Below are 17072 nucleotides of genomic sequence, written 5' to 3'. Positions count from 1 at the left end.
GAGGGGCGCTCCCGGATTCCTCCGGGAGCGCCCCTCACCGTGTGCCCAAAGGGCCACGTGCCTTACGGAAGGCGTCAGTTGTGGCCGAAGCGGCGCTGGTGCTTACGGGCAACATCCGCGGGCGTGCCCTGAGCCTGCGACTGCATCTCCGACTGTGCTTCCATACCGGCCGACTTGGCCTGCTCGGAAGCCTGCTCGGAGGCGGAGGCGCGGCTGCGCTGGTCGCCCTGCTTGCGGTTCTTGTTCTTGGCCATGGTGACTGCCTCCTGAGGGGGGTCTAGGGGCCAGGGCCGGATTCAGATTCACATATGCTGACGAGGCACGCATTTCAGAGAATTACCGTGCGTTATAAGCGCTGTCAGGGCGTTGTCCGGAGCGCGACGGGAGTTCTGTGAGCGGGCCGCTTCGGGAATTCGTCCGATCCGCCACGCCGAAGATCGAGTTCGGGCCGTTAACCCCCGTGCGGTCGGGCAGACTCGAAGGAAACCCGAGGCGAACCCGCGATCTTCGACACCGTGGGACCTCCGGACGCCGGTAATTCAGCGAAAGAGGGTGGATCGCGTGGACCGTTGCATCGTCCTGGTGGACGCCGGTTACCTGCTCGGGGCCGCCGCGAGTCTCCTCGCGGGGGAGCCGTCCCGGTCCCGGATCACCGTCGATCATGTCGCCCTCGTCCAAGGGCTGCGTGAGCGCGCCGAATCCGACACCGAGCGGCCACTTCTGCGGATCTACTGGTTCGACGGGGCGCCGGACCGGGTGCCCCAGCCCGAGCACCGCCGGCTGCGCGTGATGCCCCGCGTGACCGTGCGGCTCGGTGCGCTCACCCGTAGCGACGGGCGCTGGGCGCAGAAGGGGGTCGACGCGGCGATGCACGCCGAGCTGACCGAACTCGCCCGAAACCGCGCCTGCTCCGACATCGTGCTCGTCACCGGCGACGGCGATCTGCTGCCCGGCATGATGGCCGCGAAGGAGCACGGGGTCGCCGTGCACCTGTGGGCCGTGCAGGCCGCCGACGGCGACTACAACCAGTCCGAGGACCTCGTCGCCGAAGCGGATGAGCGGCGTGTGCTCGACCGGGCCTGGATCACCAAGGCCGTGCGGGCCAAGGAAGTCGGCGGGATCTGTGCGCCGCAGCCCGCTCCGCGGCCGGAGATCGCGGCGATCCTGTCCGCGCCGCTCCCCGAGTCGGCCCTTGCCTCCGCGGCGGGGCACTCCGCGGATCTCGCCGATGTGCCGGGAGCCGGCGGTGCCCCCGGCGGCGGGCAGGGGGGCGCGCCGGTCGCCGACGGTATCGATCATGGGGTGGCCGCGCGCGAGGGTCACGGTGGGGCGACCGAGGACGAGCGGGGCGGCGCGGGGAAGGGGGTCCCCACGCCCAAGGACCTTGCCGCCCTGCGCGGGCCCGGCGCCGCTCCCGGGCTCGGGGTGCATCCGCATGTCCATCCCGGGCAGCAGCCCGCCAACGCCACCTTGCGGTGGTCGTCCGACAAGGGGTGGGTCGAGCGGCCCGGGGTCGTGGGGGAGTCCGCGGACGCGGCGTCCCTGCCGACGTTGGCCCAGCTGACCACCGCTGAGCAGCGGTGGGCCGACCGCGAGGAGGACATCACCACCGTCGGGGGTGACCCCTTCGAGGTGGGGCAGGTGTTCGCCCGGCGGTGGATGGAACGGCTGGGGGACCAGGTTCAGCTGCAGAAGCTGTCCACCATGTATCCGCGGGTGCCGCATCGTATCGACGGGGAGCTGCTGCGGTATGCCGCGCGGTTCGGGCTGCTCGCCCACAAGGACGATCAGATCGACGAGCACGATCGGTATGCGATCCGGGCCGGGTTCTGGCGCGAGGTCGATGTGCGGAGCGCTGCGGAGCGGGTGACTGCGGAGTAGTCGGGGGCGGGCGGCTTGCCCCGGGATGGCCTTCTTGCCCGGGGTGGTGTTCTTGGTCGGGTGCCGGGTGCCGGGTGCCGGGTGCCGGGTGCCGGGCGCTGGGTGCTGGGTGCCGGGTGGTCCTTGTCGCGTGGGGGCTGTTTTCGGTTTTGCTCGCGCTCGTCGTGGGTGCCGGGCCGGGCCGGTATGTCCGTCCTCGCTTGGATGGTCTGGCGTCGGAATTCGTGCGCGTCAGTAGTGTGTGCCGGCTCCGGGCGGACATACCGGCCCGGCCCCTTCCGTTCAGGCGCGGATGCGGGGCGTTCGGTTGTGGGTGCGCGGTGCGTGTCGGTTTCGGGTGGGGACGGCGGGCCGGTGTCTTCCGTGCGGGCGGGGGAAGCGGCCCGTTTTCGGTGGCATGTCCCTACCCGGGCGTCGTCCGGAGGGTTCGACCCCGTACTCTCGTCCTTCGTGAGTACGCGCACGGCACAGGCGGCCCCCAGAGGGCGACGGGGGGATGTGGTGTGCGTCGTGCGGGATCTCGTGCGGACGTATCCCGCCACCCGCGGGCGTCGCGGAGCGCCCGGGAGCGCTGCGGTCCGGGCCACCGACGGGGTGTCCCTCGAGATCCGGCGCGGGGAGATCTTCGGGCTGCTCGGGCCCAACGGTGCCGGCAAGTCCACCCTCGTACGGCAGCTGACCGGGCTGATGCGGCCCGACAGCGGGAGCGTCGGGATTCTCGGGCACGACATCGTGCGTCACCCTGAGCGGGCCTCGCGGATTCTGGCGTATCTGGGGCAGGAGTCGAGCGCTCTGGACGAGCTGACCGTGTCGCTCGCCGCCGAGACCACCGGGCGGCTGCGGGGGCTCGATCTGCGTACGGCCCGGGCCGAGCGGGACGCCGTGGTGGAGGAGCTGGGGCTCGGGGCGATTGCGTCGCGGCCCCTGAAGAAGCTTTCCGGTGGGCAGCGGCGGCTCGCCTGCTTCGCTGCCGCGCTTGTGGGGGAGCGGCCGCTGTTGGTGCTCGATGAGCCGACCACAGGGATGGACCCTGTCGCCCGGCGGGCCGTCTGGGCCGCCGTCGACCGGCGGCGTGCCGAGAACGGCGCCACCGTCGTGCTGGTCACCCACAACGTCATCGAGGCCGAGACCGTGCTCGATCGCGTCGCCGTGCTCGACCGCGGGCGCGTGATCGCCTGCGACACCCCGGCCGGGCTGAAGGAGAAGGTCGCCGGCGAGGTGCGCGTGGAGCTCGTGTGGCGGGAGCGGGCTCCCCTGGACGTGCCTGCCGTCGCCGCGCTGCGCGACAGTGCCGCCGAGTCGGGGCGCCGCTGGTCGCTGCGGCTCGGCCCGGACGAGGCGCGGGCCGCCGTCGCCGCCGTCACCGGCGGCCCCGCGTTCGCCGCACTGGACGACTTCTCCCTGACCACGCCGAGCCTGGAAGATGTGTACCTGGCGCTCGGTGGCGAGGCCAAGGGGTTGGTGAAGTCGTGAACACGGCGCCCCCCGTATCCGACGGAACAGTCACGACAGGAGTCGCGCACCGTGAGTGTCGTACCCGCTGAGGTCCTTCAGGGCGGCGCCCGGGCGGGCGCGAGCGGGCTGAGCGCCGAGGGTGACGCCGTCGGTGAGCTCGCCCCGAGGGCCCGGCTGCTGCCGTCCCTCGCCGCCGTGTACCGGGCGCAGCTCTCGAGGGCGCGCGTCGCCAGGATCCCGCTGCTCTTCGTCGCCACCTTCCAGTCCGTCGGCATCATGATTCTGATGCGGGGCGTCGTGGACGGGGGCCCGGAGGCGCAGGCTGTCGTGGCCGGGTCGAGCGTTCTGGTCGTCGCGTTCGTCGCGCTCAATCTGCTCGCTCAGTACTTCGGGCAGTTGCGGGCCGCCGGCGGGCTCGACCACTACGCGACGCTGCCCGTGCCGCCCGCCGCCGTGGTGCTGGGCGCCGCCGGCGCGTACGCCTCCTTCACCGTGCCCGGGACCGTGGTCACCGCCGTCGTCGGCTGTGTCATGTTCCAGCTTCCGCTCGCGCACCTGTGGGTGCTCGCCGCCGTCATCCCGCTCGCCGGTGCCGCGCTCTCCGGGCTCGGCGCCGCGCTCGGACTGCTCGCCCCGCGGCCCGAACTGGCCACGCTGCTCGGCCAGTTGGGCATGTCCGCGGCACTCCTGCTCGGCGTTCTGCCGGCCGACCGCATGCCGGACGTCATCCAGTACGCGCGCGATCTGCTGCCGTCGACGTACGGCGTCGAGGCCTTCGCCCGCACCTTCGGGGCGCATCCGGACTGGGGCGTCGTGCTCCTCGATCTGGGTGTCTGCGCGGGTGTCGGCGTCGCCTCGCTGGCCCTCGCCACCTGGGCGTACCGCCGGGCAGCCGTCCGGTGACGCGCGTGTCGCGGGGGCCTGGCACGATGGCAGGGTGACCGCACCGCTGACGCCACGACCCCAGCAACCCCAGCACGACCCCTGGCAGGCCTCCGGGCCCGCGGGCGCTGTGCCGTCTCAAGCTCACGAGCACCAGGAGGACGGGCCAGGGATGAGGACCGAGTTGCGGGAGGCCGCCGTCGTCACGGTCGCGCTGGCCGTGTGCGGGCTGCTTCTGGGCGCGCTGTGGGTGTGGCTCGCGCCGCAGGTGCCGCTCATCGCGGACGCCCAGGCCGTCTACCTCAAGGACACCGAGGGCGAGCAGGCCGTCGGCGTCGACGGAACGTTCACCCTGCTGGGCCTCGCGTTCGGCGTGGTCAGCGCCGTCGCCGTGTTCCTGTGGCGCAAGCGCGGCGGCGTGCCGCTCGTGGTCGCCCTGGCCGTCGGCGGACTGCTCGGCGGGCTCCTCGCCTGGCGCTTCGGGATCTGGCTCGGCCCCACGCAGGACGTGGCGGCCCACGCCAAGGAGGTCGGCAAGGGCGTCACGTTCGCCGCGCCGCTCGAACTCAAGGCGAAGGGCGCGCTCCTCGCCTGGCCGCTCGCCGCGATGATCGTGCACCTCGGCCTGACCGGCCTTTTCGGGCCCCGCGATCCCGACCCGTACTTCGACACCCACTACCCGCAGGACACCCCTCCGGCACCCTGAGGGCGGTTCTCAGGCGGGCCTGCGCCCGTGATTGGCCTTGTGCTTCCTGATCCGCCACTTGCGCTTGCGCGTCCTCTTCGACATGTCCTCGGTACTTAGCCGAGGACCTGTCGTGCGTCGAGAGGTGGCGGCGATTCCGGTCGGGGTCAGGCGCGGCCGATGGGGGCCAGCACCGCTGACGTGAGCGTCGCCAGGTCCGTGGGAGCCAGCTCCACCTCCAGGCCGCGGCGGCCCGCCGAGACGCAGATGGTGTCGTGCGCCCGCGCCGAGTCGTCCAGGACCGTACGCAGCTTCTTGCGCTGGCCCAGCGGGGAGATGCCGCCCCGCACATAGCCCGTGGTGCGCTCCGCCGCCGCCGGATCGGCCATCGCGGCCCGCTTGCCGCCGACGGCCGTCGCCAGGGCCTTCAGGTCGAGCTGGCCCGCCACCGGCACGACGGCGACCGTCAGCTCGCCGTCCACGTCGGCGACGAGCGTCTTGAACACCCGGTCGGGGGAGACGCCCATCGCTTCCGCCGCCTCGTCCCCGTACGAGGGGTGGGCCGGGTCGTGCTCGTACGCGTGCGTGGTGAAGGGTGTACCCGCCGCGGTGAGCGCCACGGTCGCGGGTGTTCCCCCGGACTGCTGCTTCTTGGACTTCTTCGCCAACGTCCTCATGCCTTACGTCAGTCGGGACCGGCCACGTCAGTTGAGGCTGGTCGCCTGCCGGGTCAGGTCGCCGGCCGGCAAGGACGGCAGATTACGGATGATCGCCGTCTCGGCGCGAAGGAGTTTCAGCTCGTCGCGCAGGCGTGACGCCGTGTCCGGGGCCTGGAGGAGGCGCTGCTTGGTCGGCACGTCGAGGACGGCCGCCGCGGCCACCAGGTACGACACGACGGACGGGTCGTCCGGCAGGTCGGCGCCCGTCGCCAGGGAGCGCTCACGGGCGCCCGCGAGCCGCTTCTGGTAGGAGCGGAAGGCGCGCAGCACCCCTTCGGCGAGGGCGCCCGCCTCGTCGCCGGACTCCTCGGGCAGCTCCTCGACCTCGGCGGTCAGATAGGCCCCCGACGCGTCGACCGAGTGGATCTTCACGCGGGTCGTGCCGGTGGCGAGCACCTCGAAGCTGCCGTCGGCGCGCTCCCGGATCGTCGCGGCGTCAGCGATGCAGCCCACGCCGTGCAGGGCCTTGATCGGGTCGTCGCCGAAGCCGGCCGCGGGGCCCGCCTCGGCGGCGGTCTTCGCCGCCTGGTCCGGCATGCCGGGGGCGCTGGGCGCGACCTCGTGGCCGTCGCGGATCGCCACGACGGCGAACCGGCGCGGCTCGTCGGAGTCGGCGGGGTCGCCGGAGGCCTCGGAACCCCCGGAGGAGGTCTTCAGCAGGTCGCGCATCATGGCGCGATAGCGCTCCTCGAACACGTTCAGCGGGAGCACGAGTCCCGGGAACAGCACCGAGTTGAGCGGAAAGAGCGGAAGCCGGACGGTGGTCACGACGGTCAAGCCTAATGGGAGCCGGAGGTGAGGGATCCGCGGCCGGTTCCGCGGCCGCCGAGCGGACGGGCCGCGGCCACCTCGATCCGTACGCCGTCACGCAGTTCCAGGAACTGTCCGAGCGGGTCGTCCGAGATCCGGTCCCAGGGGAACGACGACGCGTAGGGACCGGTCAGCCGCAGTTGTTCCAGGGCGTCGGACCAGCGTTCCAGGCGGACCAGGACGTACGTGAGGAGGTTGCGGACCTCTGCGGGCCAGGGGTCGTCGGCGGCGTACTCGCGGGACAGGGCGATCGCCAGGTCGGCGGCCTCGTCCAGGCGCTCGCGGGGCACCTTCGCGGCCGGTCCCGGGCCCTCCTCGCTCGTCAGGTACGCGAACGCGGCCCGCACCGGCAGCGCCTGCACCAGGGATCCCGGCAGGGTGTCCTGGGCCGCGCGCTCGGCGAAGTCGAAGCACTCGCGATGTGAGCCGTACCAGGCGGCCGACAGGTACTGGAGCGCCGACACGTGGCAGCCGTAGTGGTGCGGGGAGCGCCTTATGGCCTCGGCCCAGAGCCTCTCGAAGACGGTGTGCGAGGCGTTCGTGCCGCGCGCGTGGTCAAGGGCGACCCGCCAGGGCACCGGGTCGCCGGGGTCGCCCTCGGCGGCGGCGGTGATCAGTGGCGTCACCGCGCGCAGCAGCTCGGCGCGGGCGGGGGACTCCCAGCCGCGTGCGACTTCCAGCTCGGCCTTGACGAGGAGGGCGTCCGGGTCGTGGGGCGCCGCGAAGCGCCAGTCGTCGAACCACTCGCTGCGGGACCTGGCGAAGGCGGCGAGCCGGGTGACGTAGCGGTCCCGGTTCTCCCACTCGCCGGCCTCGCGGGTGGCGGCGAGCAGCTTGGCGGCCGCCTCGTACTCGCCCCGGCCCGCGGCGACGAGTGCGGGCGCGAGACGTTCGTCGGGGACGTCCAGGAGGACGTCGTCGTCGGCGGGGAGTCCGGCCGCGAGACCCGAGGTGTGGCGGACCATCCGCGCGGTGCGGATGAGGGCGCGCAGCAGTGCCAAGGTGTGGACCCCGCTCCCCGTCGCTCTGTTGATGGTTGCGCTGGGATGACGGCTGAAATGCGCCCGTGGTTGCCCGCGGTCCGGCAAAAAATGCGCGGGCGCCCGGTCAGTTTCTGCGGAGCAGGCGGGTGGCCCCCGCGGCGACCGTCGTGGCGAGGATCCAGCCGAGCAGGATCAGCACGGTAGCGGCCCACTGCCAGCCGCCCTGGAGCTGCCAGTAGCCGTCCTGGCCCAGGTCGATGACCGGCAGGATGAGGTCGAGCGAGAACAGGGCCGGACTCCAGTGCGGTGCCTCACCCGGTTTGATGGCCGGATGCGACGCGTGGGAGAAGGCGAGCGTGCTCGCCGCCCACAGCACGGCCATCCACACCGCGGCCCGCCCCGGCCGGTACCCGTAGGCGACCGTCCAGTCCTGGACGTACCCCCAGATCTTCGCGGCCGGCGGCAGCGTCTCGCGGCGCCGGCGCTGCTTGGCGAGCAGCACCTCCCGCGCGTCGGCGTCCTCGCCGCTGTTGCGCAGCACGGTCGCGAGCTTCTCGTACGGCTCCGGGCTGTACTCCGGTGTCGCGGCCGACAGCCACTCGAGGCGCCGCGCCAGCGGGAACGGGCCGAAGGGGATGAGGTTCTCGTACGTGAAGCCGCCCACGCGCAGGCCGCCGGGGCCCGGCCAGCTCGCCGCCCTGTCGATCAGGTTGACGACCTTCGCGCCGGACAGGACGACCCGCCCGCGCTGCGGCCGCTCGCACAAAAAGCGCAGCTCGGGCGTCTGGATGCGGCGCAGCGACACCTCCTGGTCGGGCTCCAGGTGGAAGCGTGCCTGGTCGAGGTCGACGGCGTCGCCGAACCGGCCGTCGTCGAGCCGCACCCCGCCCTGGCACTCGAAGCGCTGCACACGGGTGCCGCGGGCCGGTGTCGTGCCGCTGGTCTGGAGCGGATTGCCGACACCGGCGGGGGTCAGGTAGAGGGAGCGCTCCACCGTGAGCTGCGGCGCGTTGAGCGCGCGGCTCCCGTACGCGTTGGAGAGCCGACTGCCGCGCAGGCTGAGCGAGACGCCGATCTGGGCGGCGCGCAGGCTGAGCTCCCCGTGCGTCTCCAGCATCTCGGCCTGGAGGTCCTGTCCGACGGACATCCCGTCCGCCATGATCGACTTACCGCGCCGGTCGCGGTACACGACGGCCTGGTTGAGCAGCAGGTCCGTGCCGATGTGCGCGTCGGTGAGGCGGACACCGCTGTGGAAGCGGCAGCGCGGCAGATGCAGATCGCCCTCCGTGTGGACGCGGGCGCCCTCCAGGCGGGGGATCGAGCAGTCGACCAGGCGCAGGGTGGTGAACCGGGCCTCGGGAACCAGGATCTCCTTCTCGAAGCGGCACTGCTTCAGCTCGACGTACGGCACGACGCCGCCGCCCGAGACGTCGAGCGCGTCGGTGATCTGTACGCCCGTGAGCTTGAGCGACGCGACACGCCCGGCCAGCGCGGGAGGCCCGTCGAGCAGCAGCCAGGCCACGGTGCGCGCCCGCACGCTGCGGTCGGGCCCCCATGCCTGCCCGCCGTGGGGGTCGTCCACGTCCGGATCGCCCGAGCTCAGGTCGTAGACACTGCCGTTGCGGAAGGCCTGCCACATGCCGATCTCGGTGCCCGTGAGACCGTCCGGCGGGTCACCGATGCCCGTACCGTCGACCACGACTTGTCTTCCTCCCCGTAAGCCCCCGGATCCTCACGAAGCCCCGCACGTCCCGGGACGACTCCGCTACTCGTGGGTTTAGTACAACTGTTCATGCCCGCTGAGTGACGGCCTGAACGCTCCTGGTGAAGGTCTTCGTCCGGACTTGCGCGGTGATCCGTATCAGCCATTGATACGGACGTCGGGCGCTGATGTGACGTCTGCGAGAATTGAGCACGTGATCTCCCGAATCGATCTGCGCGGCGACGCCCTCCCCGAGGGCCCCGCACTGCGCGACCTGCTGCCCCGAGCCGACTTCGACGTTCAGGCCGCCCTCGAGAAGGTGCGTCCGATCTGCGAGGCCGTGCATCATCGTGGCGACGCGGCGCTGATCGACTACGCGGAGCAGTTCGACGGGGTGAAGCTGGAATCCGTACGGGTTCCCGCCAAGGCCCTCCAGGACGCCCTGGAGCAGCTGGACCACGCCGTCCGCGCGGCCCTGGAGGAGTCGATCCGCCGGGCCCGCATCGTCCACCGCGAGCAGCGCCGCACCACCCACACCACCCAGGTCGTCCCCGGCGGCTCGGTCACCGAGAAGTGGGTGCCCGTCGAGCGCGTCGGCCTGTACGCGCCGGGCGGCCGCTCGGTCTACCCGTCCTCCGTGATCATGAACGTGGTGCCCGCGCAGGAGGCCGGGGTCGAGTCGATCGCCCTCGCCTCGCCGGCCCAGGCAGAGTTCGGGGGCCTCCCGCACCCGACGATCCTGGCCGCGTGCGCGCTGCTCGGCGTCGACGAGGTGTACGCCGCGGGCGGCGCCACGGCCGTCGCGATGTTCGCGCACGGCACCGAGTCCTGCGCCCCGGCGAACATGGTCACCGGCCCCGGGAACATCTGGGTCGCCGCGGCCAAGCGCTACTTCACCGGGCTCATCGGCATCGACGCCGAGGCGGGCCCGACCGAGATCGCGGTCCTCGCGGACGCCACCGCCGACCCGGCACACGTCGCGTCCGACCTGATCAGCCAGGCCGAGCACGACCCGCTCGCCGCCGCGGTCCTCGTCACCGACTCGGTGGAGCTCGCGGACGCCGTCGAGAAGGAGCTGGAGCCGCAGGTCGCGGCCACCAAGCACATCGACGACCGGATCGTCCCCGCCCTGCGCGGCAGGCAGTCCGCGATCGTCCTGGTCGACGGGGTCGACGAGGGCCTGCGCGTCGTCGACGCGTACGGCGCCGAGCACCTGGAGATCCAGACCGCCGACGCCGCCGCGGTCGCCCAGCGCGTGAAGAACGCCGGCGCGATCTTCGTCGGCCCCTGGGCGCCGGTCTCCCTCGGCGACTACGCGGCGGGCTCCAACCATGTGCTGCCCACCGGCGGCTGCGCCTGCCACTCGTCCGGTCTGTCCGTCCAGTCCTTCCTGCGCGGCATCCACATCGTCGACTACACGCGCGACGCCCTCGCCGACGTGGCCCACCACGTGATCACGCTCGCCGAGGCGGAGGACCTGCCCGCGCACGGCGCGGCGATCAAGGCAAGGTTCGAATGGAAGGTTCCCGGCCAGTGACCGGCATCGACGATCTGCCCGTGCGGGACGAGCTGCGCGGCAAGTCCCCCTACGGCGCCCCCCAGCTCGACGTACCCGTACGCCTGAACACCAACGAGAACCCCTACCCGCTGCCCGAACCGCTCGTCGAGCGGATCGCGGAGCGCGTGCGCGAGGCCGCCCGCGACCTCAACCGCTACCCCGACCGGGACGCGGTCCAGCTGCGCACCGAGCTCGCCGGCTACCTCACGCGCACCGGCGGCCACCACGTCGGCATCGAGAACGTCTGGGCCGCCAACGGCTCGAACGAGGTCATCCAGCAGCTCCTGCAGACCTTCGGCGGCCCCGGCCGCAGCGCCATCGGCTTCGAGCCCTCGTACTCGATGCACGCCCTCATCGCGCGCGGCACCGGCACCGGCTGGATCTCCGGACCGCGCAGCGCGGACTTCACCATCGACGTGGAAGCGTCCGTGAAGGCCATCGCCGAGAACCGCCCGGACGTCGTCTTCATCACGACGCCCAACAACCCCACGGGCAGCGCCGTCCCGCCCGAGACGGTCCTCGCCCTGTACGAGGCCGCGCAGGACGCCAAGCCGTCCATGGTCGTCGTCGACGAGGCCTACATCGAGTTCAGCCACGGGAAGTCCCTTCTCCCACTGCTCGAAGGCCGGCCGAACCTCGTCATCTCGCGCACGATGTCGAAGGCCTTCGGCGCGGCGGGCCTGCGTCTGGGCTACCTGGCCGCCGCCCCCGCCGTCGTCGACGCCGTCCAGCTGGTGCGCCTGCCGTACCACCTGTCGGCCGTCACCCAGGCCACGGCCCTCGCCGCCCTGGAGCACACCGACACGCTCCTCGGATACGTCGAGCAGCTGAAGGACGAACGCGACCGTCTGGTGACCGAGTTGCGGGCGGCCGGCTACGAAGTGACCGACTCGGACGCCAACTTCGTGCAGTTCGGCCGGTTCGAAGGCGAAGGCGCCGCGCACGCGGTGTGGCAGAAGATCCTCGACCGGGGCGTCCTGGTCCGGGACAACGGCGTACCCGGGTGGCTGCGTGTCTCCACGGGCACCCCGGACGAGAACGACGCGTTCCTCGATGCGGTACGCGCAATCAAGAAGGAGCGGAACGCATGAGTCGCGTAGGCAGGGTGGAGCGGACCACCAAGGAGACCTCGGTCCTCGTCGAGATCGACCTCGACGGCACCGGCAAGGTCGAGGTGTCCACCGGCGTGGGCTTCTACGACCACATGCTCGACCAGCTCGGCCGCCACGGCCTCTTCGACCTCACCGTCAAGACCGAGGGCGACCTGCACATCGACACGCACCACACCATCGAGGACACCGCCCTCGCGCTCGGCGCCGCCTTCAAGCAGGCGCTCGGCGACAAGGTCGGCATCTACCGCTTCGGCAACTGCACCGTCCCGCTGGACGAGTCGCTCGCCCAGGTCACGGTCGACCTCTCCGGCCGCCCCTACCTGGTGCACACCGAGCCCGAGAACATGGCCCCCATGATCGGCTCCTACGACACGACGATGACCCGGCACATCCTGGAGTCGTTCGTCGCGCAGGCCCAGATCGCGCTGCACGTCCACGTCCCGTACGGGCGCAACGCGCACCACATCGTGGAGTGCCAGTTCAAGGCGCTGGCCCGCGCGCTGCGTTACGCGTCCGAGCGCGACCCGCGTGCCGCGGGCATCCTTCCGTCCACGAAGGGCGCTCTCTGACCCATGAACGGCCTCAACACCGTCCTGATCGTTGTCGGTCTCTTCCTGATCGGCGGCGTCATCTCCTTCGTCAAGCAGGGCTTGCCCAAGAGCCTGATCGCGCTGCTCTCCGTCGCCGCGGCCATGTGTCTGGTCGCCGGTGTCCTGCGGCTCGACTACTGGAACTGAGGGGCAGGGAGCAGCCAGCCATGACTTCAGCCAAGCCCGCCGGCACAGCCGGCAAGAAGGTCGTCGTCTTCGACTACGGGTTCGGCAACGTCCGTTCCGCCGAGCGGGCCCTGGCCCGCGCGGGCGCGGACGTCGAGATCACCCGCGACTTCGACACCGCACTCAACGCCGACGGTCTCCTCGTCCCCGGCGTCGGCGCCTTCGCCGCCTGCATGAAGGGCCTCAAGGAGGCGCGCGGCGACTGGATCATCGACCGTCGCCTGGCCGGCGGCCGCCCCGTGATGGGCATCTGCGTCGGAATGCAGATCCTCTTCGCGCGCGGCATCGAGCACGGCGTCGAGGCCGAGGGCCTCGACGAGTGGCCGGGCACGGTGGAGCCCCTCAAGGCCGAGATCGTCCCGCACATGGGCTGGAACACGGTCCGCCCGCCGCAGGACACCGAGCTCTTCGCCGGTCTCGACAGCGACGCCCGCTTCTACTTCGTGCACTCCTACGCCGTGCAGCAGTGGGACTTCGAGGTCGGCAACGTCCACATGCGCCCGCCGAAGGTCACCTGGGCGACGCACGGCGAGCCGTTCATCGCCGCCGTCGAGAACGGCGCACTGTGGGCGACGCAGTTCCACCCCGAGAAGTCCGGCGACGCCGGCGCCCAGCTCCTCACGAATTGGATCGGAACCCTCTGATGTCCCGCACGCTCGAACTCCTTCCCGCCGTCGACGTCCGCGACGGCCAGGCCGTACGTCTCGTGCACGGCGAGTCCGGCACCGAGACCTCCTACGGTTCCCCGCTCGAGGCAGCCCTCGCGTGGCAGCGCTCCGGCGCCGAGTGGCTGCACCTCGTGGACCTGGACGCCGCGTTCGGCACGGGCGACAACCGCGCCCTGATCGCCGAGGTCGCGCGAGCCATGGACATCAAGGTGGAGCTGTCCGGCGGCATCCGCGACGACGACACGCTCGCCGCCGCGCTCGCCACCGGCTGCACCCGCGTCAACCTCGGCACCGCCGCTCTGGAGACCCCGGAGTGGGTCGCCAAGGTCATTTCCGAGCACGGCGACAAGATCGCGGTGGGCCTCGACGTGCGCGGCACCACGCTGCGCGGCCGCGGCTGGACCCGTGACGGCGGCGACCTCTACGAGACGCTCGCGCGCCTCGACTCCGAGGGCTGCGCCCGCTACGTCGTCACCGACATCGCCAAGGACGGCACGCTGCAGGGCCCGAACCTGGAGCTCCTGCGCAACGTGTGCGCCGTGACCGACCGGCCCGTCGTCGCGTCCGGCGGCGTCTCGTCGCTCGACGACCTGCGCGCCATCTCCGAGCTCGTCCCGCTGGGCGTCGAGGGCTCGATCGTCGGCAAGGCGCTGTACGCGAAGGCCTTCACGCTGGAAGAGGCCCTCGCCGCGGTGGCGTCATGAGCGACGACGTACGCAGGGTCAAGTCGGACGGGCCGTGGGAGGAGGCCGTGGGCTACTCGCGCGCGGTCGAGCTGCCCAACGGCCTCGTCCTGGTGTCCGGTTGTACGTCCGTGATCAACGGCGTCATCGACGCGGGAACGCCGTACGAGCAGACGCTCAACGCGTTCAAGGCCGCGTTCGACGCTCTCAAGACCTTGGGGCTCGGGAGCGAGCATGTGGTGCGCACCCGTATGTACATCACCCATGCGCGGGATGTGGACGACGTGGGCCGGGCCCACAAGGAGCTGTTCGACGCCGTCCGCCCCGCCGCATCCATGATCATCGTCTCCGGCTTCATCGATCCCAGCCTGGTCGTCGAGGTCGAGGTGGAGGCGTACCGAGGAGACACACCGTCATGACGCTGGCCGTACGGGTCATCCCCTGCCTGGACGTGGACAACGGCCGGGTCGTCAAGGGCGTCAACTTCCAGAACCTGCGCGACGCGGGCGACCCCGTCGAGATGGCGAAGGTGTACGACACCGAGGGCGCCGACGAGCTGACGTTCCTCGACATCACGGCGTCCTCCGGCAATCGCGAGACGACCTACGACGTGGTGCGCCGCACCGCCGAGCAGGTCTTCATCCCGCTCACCGTCGGCGGCGGCGTCCGCACGGCGGACGACGTGGACAAGCTGCTGCGGGCCGGCGCGGACAAGGTGGGCGTGAACACGGCCGCCATCGCCCGCCCCGAGCTGATCCGCGAGATCGCCGAGCGGTTCGGCCGCCAGGTGCTCGTCCTGTCGGTCGACGCGCGCCGCACACCGTCCGGCACGTTCGAGGTGACGACGCACGGTGGCCGCAAGTCCGCCGGCATCGACGCCGTCGAGTGGGCGCACGAGGCCGCGGAGCTCGGCGCGGGCGAGATCCTGCTCAACTCGATGGACGCCGACGGCACGAAGGACGGCTACGACATCGAGATGATCGCGGCCGTCCGCAAGCACGTCACGGTGCCCGTGATCGCGTCGGGCGGCGCGGGACGCCTGGAGCACTTCCCGCCCGCGATCGCGGCGGGCGCCGACGCGGTGCTCGCCGCGTCCGTCTTCCACTTCGGCGATCTGCGGATCGGCGAGGTCAAGGGGACGCTGCGCGAGGCGGGTCACCCCGTCCGCTGACGCGGGAGCGCACGCGCTCGGGCCCCGGTCACCCTCAGGGTGGCCGGGGCCTTTTTCTCCGTCCGATGCACAGGATTCATTGCGCAATTTATCTTGCGCAATATTTCTTTCGTATCTAGCCTCGTGCCATGACCGACGAACAGACCCGCCGCATCACGGACCTCGCCACCCTCAAGGCGCTCGCCCACCCGCTGCGCTCGCAGCTGTACCGCGCGCTGGTCGTCGCCCGCACCGCGACCGCGTCGCAGCTGGCCGGGCAGGTCGACGGGGCTGTCTCGCTGGTCAGCTACCACCTGCGCAAGCTCGCGGACGCGGGGCTCATCGAAGAGGCGCCCGGGACGCAGCGGGACGGCCGCGAACGCTGGTGGCGTCCCGCGTCCGACGGCGTCAGCATCCGCGAGGCGGACTTCGTCGACGCCCCCGAGAAGGCCGCGGCGCACCAGGCGGCCACCCGGCTCTTCTACGAACAGCGCAGCGAGCTCTACCGCCGCTACCTCGACGAGCGCTCCACCTGGGCCCCCGAGTGGCGCGCCGCGTCGTCGGACTCCGAAGCCCTGATGCCTCTGACGGCGGCCGAACTGACCGAACTGACCGGCGAGTTGCTCGCCGTCATCAGGAAGTACGACGCGCAGGGCCGCGCCGCACAGGCCGCGGGCGACACCGAAGGGCGCGAGAACGTCGCGCTGCACCTGTACGGCTTCCCGTTCCGCGCCTGAGAGGACCACCTCCCATGACCGTGACCGACACGCCCCTCACCGGCGGCCCCGCCCCCGAGAAGCCCGCCCACCGCGACGGCAACGTGCTGCGCTGGCTCGGCGCCTACGGCGCCTCGATGATCGGCGACAACATCTACTACGTCGCCCTGTCCTGGGCGGCCGTCCAGTCGGGCAGCCCCTCGCAGGCCGGGCTCGTCATGGCGGCGAGCGCGGCGCCCCGCGCCCTGCTGATGCTCGGCGGCGGAGTGATCGCCGACCGGCTCGGGCCGCGCCGCATCGTCATAGCCGGCGACGCCGTGCGCAGCGCCGCGGTCCTCGGCGTCGCCGGGCTCTTCCTCGCGACACAACCCGGCCTGTGGCCGCTCACCTTCCTCGGCCTGGTCTTCGGCGTCGTCGACGCGCTCTTCCTGCCGGCCGTCGGCGCACTGCCCGCCCGGGTCACCGGACGCGACCAGCTCGCCCGGGTCCAGGGCATGCGCGGACTCGCGGTCCGCCTCGCCAACGTCGTGGGCGCGCCCCTGGGCGGTCTCGGCGTCGCACTCGGCGGCCCCGCGGCGGCGTTCGGCGCGGCCGGACTGCTGTTCGCGATCTCGCTGCCGCTCCTGATGTCCCTGCGCATCCGGGACCTGCCCGACGACCACGGCAAGAGCGGCGCCCCGGCGAGGAGCGGCCTCGCGGACGGCCTGCGCCACATCCGCCGCCACAGCGTCCTCGCCCCGCTGGTCGTCGTCATCGCCCTCAGCGACCTCGGCTTCGTCGGCCCCCTGAACGTCGGCCTGACCCTCCTCGCCGACCAACGCGGCTGGGGTGCCTCAGGCATGGGCTCGGTGCTCGCCGGGTTCGGCGTCGGCGCGGGAGCATCCTCGCTGCTCCTCGCCGTCCGCGGCCGGGTGCCGCGCGCGGGTCTCGTCCTCGCCGCGACCATGGGAGGCGGCGCCGTCGCCATCGGCGCGCTCGCCTTCGTGGCGCACCTCGCCGCCGCGGTCGCCGTCGCGCTGGTCATCGGGCTGCTCGCCGGCCTCAGCGGCACCCTGTGCGGAGCGCTCACGCAGACCCACGCCGACCCCGCCTACCTCGGCCGGGTCACCGCCGTCACGAGCCTGTCCAGCCTCGGCCTCGTCCCGCTCACCATGCCGCTGACCGGCGCGGCCGTCGGCCAGTGGGGCACCGGACCCGTCTTCGTGGCCAGCGCCGCGATCTGCGCCCTGGCCGGCGTCTACGGCCTGTGCCGCACGCCGCTGCGCCGCGCCGAACTCCCGGACTGAACCCGC

At 72.1% G+C, this 17072-nt stretch carries 19 protein-coding genes; 14 read left to right on the top strand and 5 right to left on the bottom strand.

Annotated elements, in window-relative coordinates; translation table 11 throughout:
- Positions 1-74: 74 nt before the first annotated feature.
- Positions 75-254: a hypothetical protein gene (locus ACFC96_RS30160; protein ID WP_116502594.1), complete on the bottom strand. Its 180-nt coding sequence runs from the start codon at positions 252-254 to the stop codon at positions 75-77.
- 307 nt (positions 255-561) lie between these two features.
- Here ACFC96_RS30160 and ACFC96_RS30155 point away from each other — a divergent pair, with 307 nt between their 5' ends.
- From ACFC96_RS30155 to ACFC96_RS30140, 4 genes are all read left to right on the top strand, one after another.
- Complete coding sequence (locus ACFC96_RS30155) at positions 562-1881, top strand: NYN domain-containing protein (protein ID WP_376615066.1); 1320 nt, start codon at positions 562-564, stop codon at positions 1879-1881.
- A 450-nt stretch (positions 1882-2331) separates the two neighbouring features.
- Positions 2332-3354: an ABC transporter ATP-binding protein gene (locus ACFC96_RS30150; protein ID WP_376258639.1), complete on the top strand. Its 1023-nt coding sequence runs from the start codon at positions 2332-2334 to the stop codon at positions 3352-3354.
- Positions 3355-3405: 51 nt separating this feature from the next.
- A complete protein-coding gene (locus ACFC96_RS30145) occupies positions 3406-4239 on the top strand; it encodes an ABC transporter permease (RefSeq protein WP_376258637.1) in 834 nt (277 codons plus the stop codon).
- Positions 4240-4273: 34 nt separating this feature from the next.
- On the top strand, positions 4274-4924 hold the full coding sequence (locus ACFC96_RS30140) for an AAA family ATPase (RefSeq protein WP_376615065.1): 651 nt from the start codon (positions 4274-4276) through the stop codon (positions 4922-4924).
- Between the two features lie 146 nt (positions 4925-5070).
- Here ACFC96_RS30140 and ybaK read toward each other — a convergent pair whose 3' ends face one another.
- From ybaK to ACFC96_RS30120, 4 genes are all read right to left on the bottom strand, one after another.
- Positions 5071-5571 carry a Cys-tRNA(Pro) deacylase gene (ybaK, locus tag ACFC96_RS30135; RefSeq protein ID WP_376258938.1) on the bottom strand — a complete coding sequence of 167 codons (501 nt, stop codon included), beginning with the start codon at positions 5569-5571 and terminating at the stop codon, positions 5071-5073.
- Positions 5572-5607: 36 nt separating this feature from the next.
- The gene (locus ACFC96_RS30130; protein ID WP_326713446.1) at positions 5608-6390 is read right to left on the bottom strand and encodes an LON peptidase substrate-binding domain-containing protein; all 783 of its coding nucleotides are present in this window, start codon (positions 6388-6390) and stop codon (positions 5608-5610) included.
- A gap of 11 nt (positions 6391-6401) precedes the next feature.
- A complete protein-coding gene (locus ACFC96_RS30125; RefSeq protein ID WP_376615131.1) occupies positions 6402-7397 on the bottom strand; it encodes a hypothetical protein in 996 nt (331 codons plus the stop codon).
- A 142-nt stretch (positions 7398-7539) separates the two neighbouring features.
- A complete protein-coding gene (locus ACFC96_RS30120) occupies positions 7540-9114 on the bottom strand; it encodes an oxidoreductase (protein ID WP_376615063.1) in 1575 nt (524 codons plus the stop codon).
- Positions 9115-9331: 217 nt separating this feature from the next.
- On the opposite strand from ACFC96_RS30120, the gene hisD reads away from it, so the two are divergent.
- From hisD to ACFC96_RS30070, 10 genes are all read left to right on the top strand, one after another.
- Entirely contained in the window at positions 9332-10654 is a 1323-nt protein-coding gene (gene hisD / locus ACFC96_RS30115; RefSeq protein ID WP_376615061.1) for a histidinol dehydrogenase, read from the top strand.
- Positions 10651-11766 carry a histidinol-phosphate transaminase gene (locus tag ACFC96_RS30110; protein ID WP_376615059.1) on the top strand — a complete coding sequence of 372 codons (1116 nt, stop codon included), beginning with the start codon at positions 10651-10653 and terminating at the stop codon, positions 11764-11766. The genes hisD and ACFC96_RS30110 overlap by 4 nt, the downstream gene beginning before the upstream one ends.
- Positions 11763-12356: an imidazoleglycerol-phosphate dehydratase HisB gene (hisB, locus tag ACFC96_RS30105; protein WP_100592249.1), complete on the top strand. Its 594-nt coding sequence runs from the start codon at positions 11763-11765 to the stop codon at positions 12354-12356. Before ACFC96_RS30110 ends, hisB begins: the two co-directional genes overlap by 4 nt.
- Positions 12357-12359: 3 nt before the next feature.
- Complete coding sequence (locus tag ACFC96_RS30100; RefSeq protein ID WP_340460906.1) at positions 12360-12524, top strand: hypothetical protein; 165 nt, start codon at positions 12360-12362, stop codon at positions 12522-12524.
- 20 nt (positions 12525-12544) lie between these two features.
- On the top strand, positions 12545-13207 hold the full coding sequence (gene hisH / locus ACFC96_RS30095) for an imidazole glycerol phosphate synthase subunit HisH (protein WP_100592250.1): 663 nt from the start codon (positions 12545-12547) through the stop codon (positions 13205-13207).
- Positions 13207-13935 (top strand): bifunctional 1-(5-phosphoribosyl)-5-((5-phosphoribosylamino)methylideneamino)imidazole-4-carboxamide isomerase/phosphoribosylanthranilate isomerase PriA, encoded by a 729-nt coding sequence (priA, locus tag ACFC96_RS30090; protein WP_376258627.1) that lies wholly within the window; start codon positions 13207-13209, stop codon positions 13933-13935. Before hisH ends, priA begins: the two co-directional genes overlap by 1 nt.
- Positions 13932-14333, top strand: a complete 402-nt coding sequence (locus ACFC96_RS30085; protein ID WP_340460909.1) for a RidA family protein — start codon at positions 13932-13934, stop codon at positions 14331-14333. Before priA ends, ACFC96_RS30085 begins: the two co-directional genes overlap by 4 nt.
- Positions 14330-15085 (top strand): imidazole glycerol phosphate synthase subunit HisF, encoded by a 756-nt coding sequence (gene hisF, locus ACFC96_RS30080; RefSeq protein ID WP_376258625.1) that lies wholly within the window; start codon positions 14330-14332, stop codon positions 15083-15085. Before ACFC96_RS30085 ends, hisF begins: the two co-directional genes overlap by 4 nt.
- Positions 15086-15213: 128 nt before the next feature.
- Complete coding sequence (locus ACFC96_RS30075; protein WP_376258624.1) at positions 15214-15801, top strand: ArsR/SmtB family transcription factor; 588 nt, start codon at positions 15214-15216, stop codon at positions 15799-15801.
- Positions 15802-15815: 14 nt separating this feature from the next.
- Complete coding sequence (locus tag ACFC96_RS30070; RefSeq protein ID WP_376615057.1) at positions 15816-17066, top strand: MFS transporter; 1251 nt, start codon at positions 15816-15818, stop codon at positions 17064-17066.
- Positions 17067-17072 lie beyond the last annotated feature (6 nt).

This window comes from Streptomyces sp. NPDC055955, from assembly GCF_042270245.1.
Classification (GTDB): domain Bacteria; phylum Actinomycetota; class Actinomycetes; order Streptomycetales; family Streptomycetaceae; genus Streptomyces.
Note: the sequence above shows the minus strand (reverse complement) of the source record. Positions and strands in the feature narration are given on the sequence as shown.

Bases quoted from the DNA above. Each gene is read 5' to 3' on its own strand.
- ACFC96_RS30160 (WP_116502594.1), bottom strand. From the start codon at position 254: ATGGCCAAGAACAAGAACCGCAAGCAGGGCGACCAGCGCAGCCGCGCC.
- ACFC96_RS30125 (WP_376615131.1), bottom strand. From the start codon at position 7,397: ATGGTCCGCCACACCTCGGGTCTCGCGGCCGGACTCCCCGCCGACGAC.
- hisB (WP_100592249.1), top strand. From the start codon at position 11,763: ATGAGTCGCGTAGGCAGGGTGGAGCGGACCACCAAGGAGACCTCGGTC.
- ACFC96_RS30100 (WP_340460906.1), top strand. From the start codon at position 12,360: ATGAACGGCCTCAACACCGTCCTGATCGTTGTCGGTCTCTTCCTGATC.
- hisH (WP_100592250.1), top strand. From the start codon at position 12,545: ATGACTTCAGCCAAGCCCGCCGGCACAGCCGGCAAGAAGGTCGTCGTC.
- priA (WP_376258627.1), top strand. From the start codon at position 13,207: ATGTCCCGCACGCTCGAACTCCTTCCCGCCGTCGACGTCCGCGACGGC.
- ACFC96_RS30085 (WP_340460909.1), top strand. From the start codon at position 13,932: ATGAGCGACGACGTACGCAGGGTCAAGTCGGACGGGCCGTGGGAGGAG.
- hisF (WP_376258625.1), top strand. From the start codon at position 14,330: ATGACGCTGGCCGTACGGGTCATCCCCTGCCTGGACGTGGACAACGGC.
- ACFC96_RS30075 (WP_376258624.1), top strand. From the start codon at position 15,214: ATGACCGACGAACAGACCCGCCGCATCACGGACCTCGCCACCCTCAAG.
- ACFC96_RS30070 (WP_376615057.1), top strand. From the start codon at position 15,816: ATGACCGTGACCGACACGCCCCTCACCGGCGGCCCCGCCCCCGAGAAG.